The following is a 12,435-nucleotide window of genomic DNA, read 5'->3' as shown; positions in this document are numbered from 1 at the left end:
GACGCTTACCCCTTCATCCGGTTGACATCGTCGACGGCAATGGTGCCGCGACGGCGGAAGTAGATCACCAGGATCGCGAGGCCGATCGCCGCTTCACCGGCGGCCACAGTCAGGACGAACATGGCAAAGACCTGGCCGGTCAGATCGCCAAGAAAGCTGCTGAAGGCCACCAGGTTGAGGTTCACCGACAGCAGGATCAGTTCGATCGCCATCAGGATCACGATCACGTTCTTGCGGTTGAGGAAGATCCCCAGCACGCCCAGCACGAACAGGATCGAGCTGACGACTACATAGTGTTCAACGCCGATCACAGCGAAACCCCCTTGCCCACTTCCGGCTGCGCATTGACCACGGCCTCTTCAGGGCGGCGGGCAATCTGCTGTGCGATGTTCTGGCCGCGCACGCCGCCGCGCTGGCGGTGAGTCAGGACGATCGCGCCGACCATGGCGACCAGCAGGATGATCCCGGCCGCTTCGAACAGGAACAGGTACTTGCTGTAGAGCAGGGCGCCGATCGCCTCGATGTTCGATGCGCCAGCCGGTGTCGCGCCCGAACCATCGGGTGTACCGAGTTGCAGCGCGCCGGCCTGGTAGGCCCCCATGCCGAGAACGATCTCGGCCAGCAGGACGATGGCAACCGCCAGGCCCAGCGGGAAGTTCTTGATGAAACCGGCGCGCAGTTCGGCAAAATCGATGTCGAGCATCATCACGACGAACAGGAACAGCACCGCGACTGCGCCGACGTAAACGATCACCAGCAACATGGCGATGAATTCGGCCCCGGCGAGGACCATCAGGCCCGCCGCGTTGAAGAAGGCGACGATCAGCCACAGCACCGAATGCACGGGGTTGCGGGCGAGGATCGTGAAGGCCCCCGCCGCGATCATGATACCTGCGAACAGGTAGAAGGTTAGCACCTGGATCATTGCGGCGGGCCCCTACCGATACGGCGCATCGGCTTCAAGGTTCGCGGCAATCGCCCGCTCCCACTTGTCCCCGTTGGCCAGCAGCTTTGCCTTGTCGTAAAGCAGTTCCTCGCGCGTTTCGGTCGCGTATTCGAAGTTCGGCCCTTCGACGATCGCATCGACCGGGCAGGCTTCCTGACAGAAGCCGCAGTAGATGCACTTGGTCATGTCGATGTCGTAGCGCGTGGTGCGGCGGCTCCCATCGTCACGCGGCTCGGCCTCGATCGTGATCGCCTGCGCCGGGCAGACCGCTTCGCACAGCTTGCAGGCGATGCAGCGTTCTTCCCCGTTGGGATAGCGGCGCAGCGCATGTTCGCCGCGGAACCGCGGGCTCAGCGGGTTCTTCTCGAAGGGATAGTTGATGGTCGCCTTGGGCCTGAAGAAGTACTTCAGGGTAAGCCAGTGCGCCTTCACGAATTCCCAGAGGGTGAAGCTCTTGATAAGCTGAGCGACACTCATTTACAAAGTCCCTTGCCTAGCCCCTTGGCACTTCCAGTAAGTGGAAGTGTCTTTGAGAGGCCATCAAAATTCACAGTGACCTGACGACCGCTGCGGAGCTCTTCGAAAAGAAAGTAGAGATTGTTCATCGAAACTCTGCTTTGCATCTCAATGTCGCCATCGGACTTTACGAAAAAGACAATACTTTGACCGTTTACTTCGAAAATGACCTGAGACTTCGGCTTTGGATCGACACCCCGGATTGAAACCCGAAGCCCCAGTTCATCATCACCTTCGCAAGTCATATAGATCGTAGTTCGATCCGATCCGGACCAACCATACTCGCTCACGCCCATACCGCCGCCCGACCACCAACGATTAGTTGGCTCGGCAGCAACGGCTGTTGATGTGGCGAGGAATGCAGCAAGGGTAAGTAAACGTATCATACCCCGTACCTCGTCAGCATCAGATAGCCGCTCACCAGGACCACGAAGCCCAGCGAAACCGGCAGGAACACCTTCCATCCCAGACGCATCAGCTGGTCATAGCGATAGCGCGGGACCGTGGCCTTGACCCACGAGAAGATGAAGAAGAAGAAGAAGATTTTGGCGAAGAGCCAGATCCAGCCCGGCACCAGGTAGAGCACCGGAATGTCGAGCGGCGGCAGGTAACCGCCGAAGAACAGCACGGCATTGAGCGCGCACATCAAGAGGACGTTGGCGTACTCACCCAGCCAGTAGAGCGCGAAGCTCATCGACGAATATTCGGTCTGATAACCGGCGACCAGCTCGCTTTCGGCCTCGGTGAGGTCGAACGGCGCGCGGGCGGTTTCGGCCATGCCGGAGATCAGGAACATCACCCACATCGGGAATAGCAGCGGGTTGGCGACGAAGCCGTTGATGATGCCGACGTGCGACTTCTGCGCCTCGACAATCTCGCCAAGGTTGAAGCTGCCCGCCCACAGCACCACGCAGATCAGGATGAAGCCGATCGAGACTTCATAGGAAATCATCTGCGCCGAGGCGCGCATGGCCGAGAAGAACGGGTACTTCGAGTTCGAGGCCCAGCCCGCGATGACCACGCCGTAGACCCCCAGCGAGGAGATCGCGAGGACATAGAGCAGACCAACGTTGAGATCGGCCAGCACTGCGCCCGAATTGAACGGGATCACCGCCCAGGCCAGCAGCGCGACGGTGAAGGTGATGATCGGCGCGATCAGGAACAGGCCCTTGTTGGCCGCCGAAGGCACGATGGTTTCCTGCAAGAAGACCTTGAGGCCGTCCGCAAAGGACTGGAGCAGGCCCCAGGGGCCGACCACGTTCGGGCCGCGGCGCAGCGCCATGGCCGCCCAGACCTTGCGATCGACATAGATGATCATCGCCACGGCCAGCATCAGCGGCAGGGCAATCAGCAGGATCCCGGCAATGGTCGCGGTGAACCACGCCCATTCGTAGGTCATGCCGAGCGATTGGAAGAAAGCGGTCATTCCGCGGCCTCCGCGAAGCTCTCACCGTGGAGTAGTTCGGCCGAGCAGCGCTGCATGGTCTCGCTGGCGCGGGCGATCGCGTTGGTGAGGTAGAAGTCCTTGATCGGGTAAGCCTCGATCGTGCCGCTGGCCTTGGCCTTCTCGGCCTTGGGCAGCGCACCGTAATCGGCCAGTCCCTCGCTGCCGAGCGCCGGAGCGGCCTTGATCATCGCGGCGCGCAGCTCGTCGAAGCTGTCGAAGCCGACAGTGACGCTCAGGGCATCGGCCAGCGCGCGCAGGATCGTCCAGTCCTCGCGCGCGTCACCCGGCGCGAAGACAGCCTTTTCGGCAAACTGCACCCGGCCTTCGGTGTTGACGTAAGTGCCCGGCTTTTCGCTGAAGGCAGCGGCCGGCAGGATGATGTCGGCCGCGTGAGCGCCCTTGTCGCCATGGTGGCCAATGTAAACGACGATGCTGTCAGCAAACTTGGTGTAGTCCACTTCGTCCGCGCCGAGCGAAAGCAGCAGCTTGGGCTTGGCCTTGACCAGGTCGGCAATGCCGCCCTTCTGGGCATAGCCCAGCATCAAGCCGCCCATCCGCGCCGCCGCCATGTGCAGCACGTTGAAGCCGTTCCAGCCATCACGGACCAGCTTGTACTTATCGGCTAGCGCCAGGCAGGCACCCAGCGCGCCCTTGCCCAGGCCTGCGCCGCCCAGGATCAGCGCCGGACGCGCCGCCTTCTTGAGCACGTCGGCAACGTCCTTGGGCAGCTTGTCCAGCACGGCCAGGTCAGTGCCGAGGTTGGTGACCGGATAGGTCGCATCCCATTCCGCCCCGACCACAAAGACCTTGGCACCGCGCTTCACCGCCTTGCGGATGCGGGTGTTCACCAGCGGCGCTTCCCAGCGGACATGGCTGCCCACGATCAGCACGGCATCGGCCTCTTCGATCCCGGCGATGGTCGAATTGAAGTTCACCGCCGCGAGGTTCGAGCAGTCATAGTCGAGGCCGGTCTGGCGGCCTTCAAGCAGCTTGCTGCCCAGCGCGCCTGCGAGCGCCTTGGCCGCGAACATGGTTTCGCAATCGACCATGTCACCGGCAACCACGGCCACCGACTTGCCCGGGTTGACCTTGGCCACGGCGGCGAAGGCTTCTTCCCAGGTGGCGGCGGCAAGCTTGCCATCCGCCCCACGGATCCACGGCCGGTCGAGGCGGCGGCGGGTCAGGCCATCGACCTGATAGCGCGCCTTGTCGGACAGCCATTCCTCGTTCACGTCATCGTTGATGCGCGGCAGGATGCGCAGCACTTCGCGGCCACGGCTGTCGAGCCGGATGTTCGAGCCGACCGCGTCCGACACGTCGATCGACAGGGTCTTCTTCAGTTCCCACGGCCGCGCCTCGAAGGCATAGGGCCGCGAGGTGAGCGCGCCGACCGGGCAAAGGTCGATCACATTGGCCGAAAGCTCGTGCTTGGCGGCCTGTTCCAGATAGGTCGTGATCTGCATCTGCTCGCCGCGATAAAGCGCGCCGATTTCGTCCACCCCGGCGATCTCTTCCGAGAAGCGCACGCAGCGGGTGCAGTGGATGCAGCGGGTCATCACCGTCTTGATCAGCGGACCCATGTACTTTTCGGTGACGGCGCGCTTGTTCTCGTCATAGCGCGAGGCGCCGCGGCCATAGGCAACCGACTGGTCCTGGAGGTCGCATTCCCCGCCCTGGTCGCAGATCGGGCAATCGAGCGGGTGGTTGATCAGGAGGAACTCCATCACCCCTTCGCGCGCCTTCTTGACCATCGGGCTGTCAGTGCGGATTTCCTGGCCCTCGGCGGCAGGCAGCGCGCACGAAGCCTGCGGCTTGGGCGGCCCGGGCTTCACCTCGACCAGGCACATCCGGCAATTGCCGGCGATGGACAGGCGCTCATGATAGCAGAAACGCGGGATTTCCTTGCCGGCCATTTCGCAGGCCTGCAGGACCGTGGCCCCTGCCGGGACCTCAAGTTCCACGCCGTCGACGGTTACCTTGGGCATTACTGGATCGCTCCGGAAGGCTTGGCCTGGGAAAGGCGGTAATAGGCGGTGGCCAGCGCGCCGCGCACGCTGATCCGGTCAAGCGAGACGGTCTCGCCCGCCTTGATGCACTGGCCGAGGGTCTGACCAAGCGCATTCAAGGCTTGAAGTTCGGCCGGGGTGTCGATCTGTGTAGCCAGGACGGTGCGGGCCGGGACCGGGGCCGTGCGCACCGTGCATTCACCCAGACGGCCGAGCGCAATCGCCTCGGTCCGGCGGGCGATGGCAGCACGCTGCCGCTCAAGCCGGTCTTCCGGAATGGGCTTGCCGTCCCGGTCGGTGGTGCGCAGCGGGCGCGGTTCATTGTAATCGAGAGCCGCAATCGCGGGCAGCCTGGCCGGATCGAGGGCAACGCCGCCCTTGGCGATCAACGCCTCGGCGATCACCCCGCGATAGGTATCGTCGTCAAGCCGCATCCGCAGGCGGCCGGTAAAGCCATCGCTCGAATTGCGCAGCAGCGCCGCGTCCATGCATTCGCGCTGGCGCAGGCGCTTGCCCTCGGGGCTGTCGTAATGGAAGCTCGCCTCGCCCAGCACCGCGCGATGGGCCAGTTCCGGCTCGCGCTTGGCGATGCAGGTGCCATATTCGGCCAGGAACGTGCGGATCTGCTGTGGACTGGGCGCCTCGGCCACAGCCGGAGCAGCCACCAGCACCGCCAGCGGAGCCAGGCGGGTCAGGGCTTTCACTCGGCCGCCTCCCGCACGTTTTCGGCGATGCGGCGCTCCAGTTCGGGGCGGAAGTGGCGGATCAGGCCCTGGATCGGCCAGGCGGCGGCGTCACCCAGTGCGCAGATGGTGTGGCCTTCGACCTGCTTGGTCACGTCCCACAGCATGTCGATTTCGCCCACGTCGGCATCGCCGGTGCGCAGGCGTTCCATGACGCGCCACATCCAGCCCGTGCCTTCGCGGCAAGGGGTGCACTGGCCGCAGGACTCGTGCTTGTAGAAGTAGGACAGGCGGCTGATCGCGCGGACTATGTCGGTCGACTTGTCCATGACGATGACGGCGGCGGTGCCAAGGCCCGAACCGACTTCGCGCAGACCGTCGAAGTCCATAGGCGCGTCCCAGATCTGTTCGGCTGGAACCAGCGGCACCGAGGAGCCGCCCGGGATCACCGCCAGCAGGTTGTCCTTGCCCCCGGTGATGCCGCCGCAATGCTTCTCGATCAGCTCGCTGAACGGGATGCTCATCGCTTCCTCGACCACGCAGGGCTTGTTCACGTGCCCGCTGATCTGGAACAGCTTGGTGCCCTTGTTGTTGTCCCGCCCGAACGAGCTGAACCAGCCCGCCCCGCGCCGCAGGATCGTGGGGGCAACCGCGATTGATTCGACATTGTTGACCGTGGTCGGGCAGCCATAAAGGCCCGCGCCGGCCGGGAACGGCGGCTTCAGGCGCGGCTGGCCCTTCTTGCCTTCCAGGCTTTCGATCATCGCGGTTTCTTCACCGCAGATATAGGCGCCGGCGCCGCGATGGACGTAGACGTCGAAATCGTAGCCGCTCTTGCAGGCGTTCTTGCCGATCAGCCCGGCGTCATAGGCTTCCTTGACCGCCGCCTCGAGCACCTGGGCCTCGCGGATATATTCGCCGCGGATGTAGATATAGGCCGCCCGCGCGCGCATCGCGAAGCCGGCCACCAGCGCGCCCTCGATCAGCTTGTGCGGATCGTGACGGATGATCTCGCGGTCCTTGCACGAACCGGGTTCGGATTCGTCGGCGTTGATCACCAGGAAGCTGGGACGGCCGTCCTTCGATTCCTTGGGCATGAACGACCACTTGAGGCCGGTCGGGAAGCCCGCTCCCCCGCGCCCGCGCAGGCCTGAAGCCTTGATTTCCTCGATGATCTTGTCGGGGCCAAGCTCAAGCAGCTTCCTGGTCTTGTCCCAGTCACCGCGCTTCTTGGCGGCATCGAGGTTCCACGGCTGATAGCCGTAGAGATTGGTGAAGATGCGGTCCTTGTCCTGCAAAGACATGGCTTACCACTCCTTCCGGTAATCGTGGTTGGCCTCGACCATCTCTTTCAGAGTGGTCGGCCCGCCAACGGGCTCAACGGTGTGGCGGCCCGGTTCCTGCGTCCCGGTCTTGGGCGCCTTGCCCGCGGCGAGCGCATCAAGCACCGCGTCGAGCCGTTCGGGCGTCAGGTCTTCGTAATTGTCGTCGTTGATCTGGACCATCGGGGCAGAGGCGCAGTTGCCCATGCATTCGACCTCGGTCAGGGTCCACAGACCGTCCTCGGTGGTGTGGCCCTTCGCCATGCCGCGCTTCTTGCAGGCAGCCATGATCGCGTCCGAGCCGCGCAGCATGCACGGCGTGGTGCCGCAGACCTGGACGTGGAACTTGCCCACCGGCACCAGGTTATACATGAAGTAGAAGGTCGCCACCTCGACCACGCGGATCACCGGCATATCGAGGTATTTGGCGACATATTCCATCACCGGCAGCGGCAGCCAGCCTTGCGTGCTGGTTTCGGCGCCAACCTGGCGCTGGGCCAGGTCGAGCAGCGGCATCACCGCCGAGCGCTGGCGCCCTTCAGGGTAACGCGCGACATACTCCGCAGCCTTGGCCGCGTTTTCCTTGGTCCAGGCAAAGCCCGACCAGCGCGCGCGCAGTTCGGGGGTATCGGGTTCAAGATGCCGGTCGGCCATTAGCGGACAAACTCCATGCGAGAGCACTTGTCGCCCTCGAACGAGTAAATGGACATGACTTCAAAGGGTTCGGCCGCAGCCGAACGCCAGACCTTTTCATAGAGCACAGCGGTATCGCCCAGCTGCCAGCCCTGGATGATTTCGGCGCGGTTCTCGGGGAATTCGGCGAACATCGCCTTCAGCCCGGCGCGCACGCCTTCCTTGCCTTCGCGCAGGACCGCCCCGCGATAGCCCGCTTCGCAGGCATCGTCGGTCATCAGCGCGACATAGGCATCGGCATCCTGCGCGTTGTAATGCGCGATCATCTGCTGAGCGATGGTCAGGCGATCAGCCACGGGCCATCCTCCGTTCCAGCCAGCGCCCGACAAAGACACCGACCATGCCGGTAAAGGCCGTGCTCAGCACTTCCTTCAGCGTGGCGGTAGCCGGGTGGAACACGAACAGATAGGCCGCCACCGCCGAAGCGAAGGCGGAGAACGCCAGGACCGCGATGAACAGCTCGCGAAGGATCAACGGTCACACTCCCCGAACACCACGTCGATCGCGCCGATGATGGCGGTGACGTCCGGCAGCATGTGGCCCTTGCACATGAAGTCCATCGCCTGGAGGTGCGAGAAGGCGGTCGGGCGGATCTTGCAGCGGTAGGGCTTGTTGCTGCCATCGCTGACCAGATAGACACCGAATTCACCCTTGGGGCTTTCGGTGGCGACATAGACCTCACCGGCCGGCACGTGGAAGCCTTCGGTGTAAAGCTTGAAGTGATGGATCAGCGCTTCCATCGACTGCTTCATCTCGGCGCGCTTGGGCGGCGAAACCTTGCGGTCATCCGAGGCGATTGGGCCGGAAGGCATATCGCGCAGGCACTGCTTCATGATCCGGGCCGACTGGCGCACTTCCTCGACGCGAACCATGAACCGGTCATAGCAATCGCCGCGCGTGCCAACCGGCACGTCGAATTCCATCCGGTCGTAGACGTCGTAAGGCTGGGCCTTGCGGATGTCCCATGGAATGCCGGAACCGCGGATCATCGGGCCGGAGAAGCCCCACTTGATCGCATCATCCTTGCTGACCGTGGCAATATCGACATTGCGCTGCTTGAAGATGCGGTTGTCGACCACCAGGCTCATCGCATCTTCGAACAGTTCGGGCAGGCGCGTGTCGAGCCAGGTGCCGATATCGACCAGCAGCTTTTCCGGCACGTCCTGGTGGACACCGCCGGGACGGAACCAGGCCGAGTGCATCCGCGCACCCGAAGCGCGCTCGAAGAAGTTGAGGCAGTCCTCGCGCACTTCGAACATCCACAGGTTCGGCGTCATCGCGCCCACGTCCATCACGTGCGAACCGAGGTTCAGCATGTGGTTGCAGATGCGGGTCAGTTCGGCGAACAGCACGCGCAGATACTTCGCGCGCTCCGGCACCTCGACGTTCAGCAGCTTCTCGACCGCCAGCACATAGGAATGCTCCATGCCCAGCGGCGAGCAATAGTCGAGCCGGTCAAAGTAAGGCAGCGCCTGGAGATAGGTCTTGTGCTCGATCAGCTTTTCGGTGCCGCGATGCAGCAGGCCGACGTGCGGATCGACACGTTCGATCACTTCGCCGTCCAGTTCCAGCACCATGCGCAGCACGCCGTGCGCGGCCGGGTGCTGGGGGCCGAAGTTGATCGTGTAATTGGTGATGACATCGTCGCCGGTGGTCGGCGAGTGTTCAAGTTGCAGGCTCACTGGGCTGCTCCTGCCTTTTCATCGCCGGGCAGCGCATAGTCAGCGCCTTCCCACGGGCTCTGGAAATCGAACTGGCGCAGGTCCTGGGCCAGCTTGACCGGTTCATAGACCACGCGCTTGTCCTCTTCGGAATAGCGCAGCTCGACATAGCCGGTCAGCGGGAAGTCCTTGCGGAACGGATGGCCTTCAAAGCCATAGTCCGTCAGGATCCGGCGCAGGTCGGCATTGCCTTCGAAGATCACGCCATACAGGTCGAAGACTTCGCGCTCGAGCCAGCCAGCCACCGGCCAGAGGTGCGTGACGGTCGGCACCGGGGTGTTCTCGGCAGCATTGACCTTCACCAGCACGCGGTGATTGCGGGTCAGCGAGAGCAGCATGTAGACCACTTCGAACCGTTCGGTCCGGTTGGGGTAATCGACCCCGGCGATCTCCATCAGCTGCTGGTATTCGTGCTCGTCACGCAGCAGTTGCAGCGCATCGGCAATGGCATCGCGCCGAACGGTCAGCACCACTTCGCCATGAGCTTCGTGCGCGGCGGCCAGGCGATCGCCCAGCGTGGCCGAAACGGCTTCGATCACGCCATCGTTGCTGGCGAAGCGGGGGGCGGAATGGACCACGCTCATCGCTCGATCGTCCCGACGCGGCGGATCTTCCGCTGCAGCTGCATCACGCCGTAGAGCAGGGCTTCGGCAGTCGGCGGGCAGCCGGGGATATAGATATCCACCGGCACGATCCGGTCACAGCCGCGCACGACGCTGTAGCTGTAGTGATAGTAGCCGCCGCCATTGGCGCAGGAGCCCATCGAGATGACGTACTTGGGGTCCGACATCTGGTCATAGACCTTGCGCAGCGCCGGGGCCATCTTGTTGCACAGGGTGCCGGCCACGATCATCACGTCCGACTGGCGCGGCGAGGCACGCGGGGCGACGCCGAACCGCTCCATGTCATAGCGCGGCATGTTGACGTGGATCATCTCGACCGCGCAGCAGGCCAGGCCGAAGGTCATCCACCACAGCGAGCCGGTGCGGGCCCACTGGAACAGGTCCTCGGTGCTGGTGACGAGGAAGCCCTTGTCATTCACCTCGGCGTTGAGGTCATTGAAGAAAGCCTGGTCGGGCGGCGTGATCGCGCCCGCACCGGCTGATTGGGCCGTGCCGAGCGGCAGGCCCTGGGCGTTCACCAGAGTGCTCATTCCCAATCCAAAGCCCCCATTTTCCAGGCATAGGCGAGGCCCACCGCCAGTTCACCCAGGAACACCATCATCGTGATCCAGCCCGGCCAACCGGTCAGATCGAGGCTGACCGCCCAGGGGAACAGGAACGCGGCTTCCAGGTCGAAGATGATGAACAGGATCGCCACGAGATAGAAGCGCACGTCAAACTGGCTGCGCGGGTCCTCGAACGCGGGGAAGCCGCATTCGTACTCGCTCAGCTTTTCCGCGTTGGGGTTATGCGCGCCGGTCAGGCGGGCCACCCCCATCGGCAGGAACACAAACAGGCTGGACAAGGCCAGCGCTATCCCGAGGAAAATCAGGATCGGCAGATATTGCGACAGGTCGACCAAGGCTCTGACTCGGCATTGCGGACGAATGCCCGCGCCCTAGTCCCCCCCGCCGCCCCGCGCAAGTGGGCGCTGGGCTGTAATTGGCGGAAAAAGCCCCTCCCGCTGCCGGGAGGGGCCAAAGCCCTATTTCTTCAGTTCGCGGGCCAGGGTGGCGTGCGCCGCCTTGCCATAGGGCGGCTTGAAGCCCGACAGGCTGGCCACGTCCATCCCGCTCTGGCGATAGACTGCGCGCGGGTGGCTGAAGGTCTTGAATCCGTCCAGCCCATGGTAATTGCCCATGCCGGACGGGCCGACGCCGCCGAACGGCAGGTCTTCCATGGCATTGTGGAACAATACGTCGTTGACCGTGACCCCGCCGGAAATGGTACGGGTCAGCACCTTTTCCTCCTCGGCCTTGTCCTCGCCGAAGTAATAGAGGCCCAGCGGGCGATCGTGGGCGTTCACATAGTCGATCGCCTCGTCGATGGTGGAATAGGTCATCACCGGCAGGATCGGCCCGAAGATCTCGTCCTGCATGACCTTCATGTCATCGGTGACATTGCGCAGGATGGTGAGCGGCATCTTGTTGCCGTTGGAAGCGCTGAAATCCTCGTTGCCGGGGTTCACCTCGATCAGTTCCGCCCCCTTCTCGCGCGCATCGGCCAGGTAGCCTTCCAGTCGCTCGCGGTTGCGGTCGTTGACGACCGAAGTGTAATCGTCGTTGGCCAGCAGGGTCGGGTACATAGCGCTGACCGAACTGACGACGCTGCCGATCACTTCCTCTTCCTGCTCCTTGGCGACCAGCAGGTAATCCGGGGCGAGGCAGATTTGCCCGGCGTTCATCATCTTGCCCATGGCAATGCGCTGGCCGGCCTTGCCCTTGTTGGCGCTGCGCCCGATGAAGGTGGGGCTCTTGCCGCCCAGTTCCAGCGTTACCGGTACCAGGTTCTCCGCCGCCGCGCGCATGATGTGCTTGCCCACGCTGGTCGCCCCGGTGAAGATCAGGTGATCGAAGGGCTGCTTGGAAAAGGCGCTGCCAACCTCGACCGCGCCGGTGAACACGGCCATTTCCTCTTCGGCGAAATACTGCGGGACCAGTTCGGCGAACAGTTCGGACACGCGCTCGGTAAACTCGCTGGGCTTGATCATCGCCCGGTTCCCGGCGGCCAGGATCCCGGCCATCGGCACCATCACCATTCCGACCGGGAAGTTCCACGGCGCGATCACGCCAACCACGCCCTTCGGCTGCCAGCGCACTTCGGCCTTGGCCCCCAGCAGGCCGAGCGGGAACATCGCCTTGCGCTTTTCATTGCGCGACCAGGCTTCGAAATGCTTGCGGGCATGCTTCAACGCACCGACCGAAGGCATGATGTCGGTCATCAGCGTCTGTTCGATGCTGCGGTGGCCGAAATCGGCCGAGACGGCCTTGGCGAAGGCATCCTTGTGATCGATCAGCAGGGCAATCGCCCGGTCGATCCGGTCGCGCCGGACCGAAAGCGGTTCGGGCTGGGCGGCGGTGAAGGCCGCCCTCTGCCTGGCGAGGACACCATCCATCCGGGCAATTTCGCTTGCGCTCATGATCGCTCTCCAATTTGGCG

The 12,435-nt window shown here is 63.5% G+C and carries 15 protein-coding genes and 1 pseudogene; all 16 read right to left on the bottom strand.

The genetic code is table 11. The features are described from left to right. Window positions 1–5: 5 nt before the first annotated feature. The 16 genes and pseudogenes from nuoK to O9281_RS05745 all read right to left on the bottom strand — a co-directional run bounded on the left by nuoK (window position 6) and on the right by O9281_RS05745 (window position 12,415). A complete protein-coding gene (gene nuoK / locus O9281_RS05820) occupies window positions 6–311 on the bottom strand; it encodes an NADH-quinone oxidoreductase subunit NuoK (RefSeq protein WP_298183687.1) in 306 nt (101 codons plus the stop codon). Then, the gene (locus tag O9281_RS05815) at window positions 308–925 is read right to left on the bottom strand and encodes an NADH-quinone oxidoreductase subunit J (protein ID WP_298183686.1); all 618 of its coding nucleotides are present in this window, start codon (window positions 923–925) and stop codon (window positions 308–310) included. The genes nuoK and O9281_RS05815 overlap by 4 nt, the downstream gene beginning before the upstream one ends. A gap of 12 nt (window positions 926–937) precedes the next feature. Further along, complete coding sequence (gene nuoI, locus O9281_RS05810) at window positions 938–1,423, bottom strand: NADH-quinone oxidoreductase subunit NuoI (RefSeq protein ID WP_298183685.1); 486 nt, start codon at window positions 1,421–1,423, stop codon at window positions 938–940. Next, window positions 1,420–1,848: a hypothetical protein gene (locus tag O9281_RS05805; protein WP_298183684.1), complete on the bottom strand. Its 429-nt coding sequence runs from the start codon at window positions 1,846–1,848 to the stop codon at window positions 1,420–1,422. The genes nuoI and O9281_RS05805 overlap by 4 nt, the downstream gene beginning before the upstream one ends. Continuing rightward, entirely contained in the window at window positions 1,845–2,888 is a 1,044-nt protein-coding gene (nuoH, locus tag O9281_RS05800; protein WP_298183683.1) for an NADH-quinone oxidoreductase subunit NuoH, read from the bottom strand. The genes O9281_RS05805 and nuoH overlap by 4 nt, the downstream gene beginning before the upstream one ends. Further along, complete coding sequence (nuoG, locus tag O9281_RS05795) at window positions 2,885–4,894, bottom strand: NADH-quinone oxidoreductase subunit NuoG (protein ID WP_298183681.1); 2,010 nt, start codon at window positions 4,892–4,894, stop codon at window positions 2,885–2,887. The genes nuoH and nuoG overlap by 4 nt, the downstream gene beginning before the upstream one ends. After that, the gene (locus O9281_RS05790) at window positions 4,894–5,619 is read right to left on the bottom strand and encodes a hypothetical protein (protein WP_298183680.1); all 726 of its coding nucleotides are present in this window, start codon (window positions 5,617–5,619) and stop codon (window positions 4,894–4,896) included. Before O9281_RS05790 ends, nuoG begins: the two co-directional genes overlap by 1 nt. Next, window positions 5,616–6,902: an NADH-quinone oxidoreductase subunit NuoF gene (gene nuoF, locus O9281_RS05785; protein ID WP_298183678.1), complete on the bottom strand. Its 1,287-nt coding sequence runs from the start codon at window positions 6,900–6,902 to the stop codon at window positions 5,616–5,618. The genes O9281_RS05790 and nuoF overlap by 4 nt, the downstream gene beginning before the upstream one ends. 3 nt (window positions 6,903–6,905) lie before the next feature. Next, on the bottom strand, window positions 6,906–7,574 hold the full coding sequence (gene nuoE, locus O9281_RS05780; RefSeq protein WP_298183676.1) for an NADH-quinone oxidoreductase subunit NuoE: 669 nt from the start codon (window positions 7,572–7,574) through the stop codon (window positions 6,906–6,908). Then, window positions 7,574–7,879, bottom strand: coding sequence for a nuclear transport factor 2 family protein (locus tag O9281_RS05775; protein WP_298183931.1), 306 nt, complete (start codon window positions 7,877–7,879; stop codon window positions 7,574–7,576). The genes nuoE and O9281_RS05775 overlap by 1 nt, the downstream gene beginning before the upstream one ends. A gap of 22 nt (window positions 7,880–7,901) precedes the next feature. Next, window positions 7,902–8,087, bottom strand: a complete 186-nt coding sequence (locus O9281_RS05770) for a hypothetical protein (protein ID WP_298183674.1) — start codon at window positions 8,085–8,087, stop codon at window positions 7,902–7,904. Beyond that, window positions 8,084–9,295, bottom strand: coding sequence for an NADH-quinone oxidoreductase subunit D (locus tag O9281_RS05765; RefSeq protein WP_298183672.1), 1,212 nt, complete (start codon window positions 9,293–9,295; stop codon window positions 8,084–8,086). The genes O9281_RS05770 and O9281_RS05765 overlap by 4 nt, the downstream gene beginning before the upstream one ends. A gap of 11 nt (window positions 9,296–9,306) precedes the next feature. Next, a pseudogene (locus tag O9281_RS05760) lies at window positions 9,307–9,918 on the bottom strand (NADH-quinone oxidoreductase subunit C); the annotation flags it as partial. Next, complete coding sequence (locus O9281_RS05755) at window positions 9,915–10,487, bottom strand: NADH-quinone oxidoreductase subunit B family protein (RefSeq protein ID WP_298183671.1); 573 nt, start codon at window positions 10,485–10,487, stop codon at window positions 9,915–9,917. The gene O9281_RS05755 and the pseudogene O9281_RS05760, both read right to left, overlap by 4 nt. Continuing rightward, the gene (gene ndhC, locus O9281_RS05750; RefSeq protein WP_298183669.1) at window positions 10,484–10,858 is read right to left on the bottom strand and encodes an NADH-quinone oxidoreductase subunit A; all 375 of its coding nucleotides are present in this window, start codon (window positions 10,856–10,858) and stop codon (window positions 10,484–10,486) included. Before ndhC ends, O9281_RS05755 begins: the two co-directional genes overlap by 4 nt. Window positions 10,859–10,981: 123 nt before the next feature. Then, window positions 10,982–12,415 (bottom strand): coniferyl aldehyde dehydrogenase, encoded by a 1,434-nt coding sequence (locus O9281_RS05745; protein ID WP_298183668.1) that lies wholly within the window; start codon window positions 12,413–12,415, stop codon window positions 10,982–10,984. Window positions 12,416–12,435 lie beyond the last annotated feature (20 nt).

Origin of the sequence: Novosphingobium sp., from assembly GCF_027531025.1 — a bacterium.
GTDB lineage: Bacteria > Pseudomonadota > Alphaproteobacteria > Sphingomonadales > Sphingomonadaceae > Novosphingobium.
Note: the sequence above shows the minus strand (reverse complement) of the source record. Positions and strands in the feature narration are given on the sequence as shown.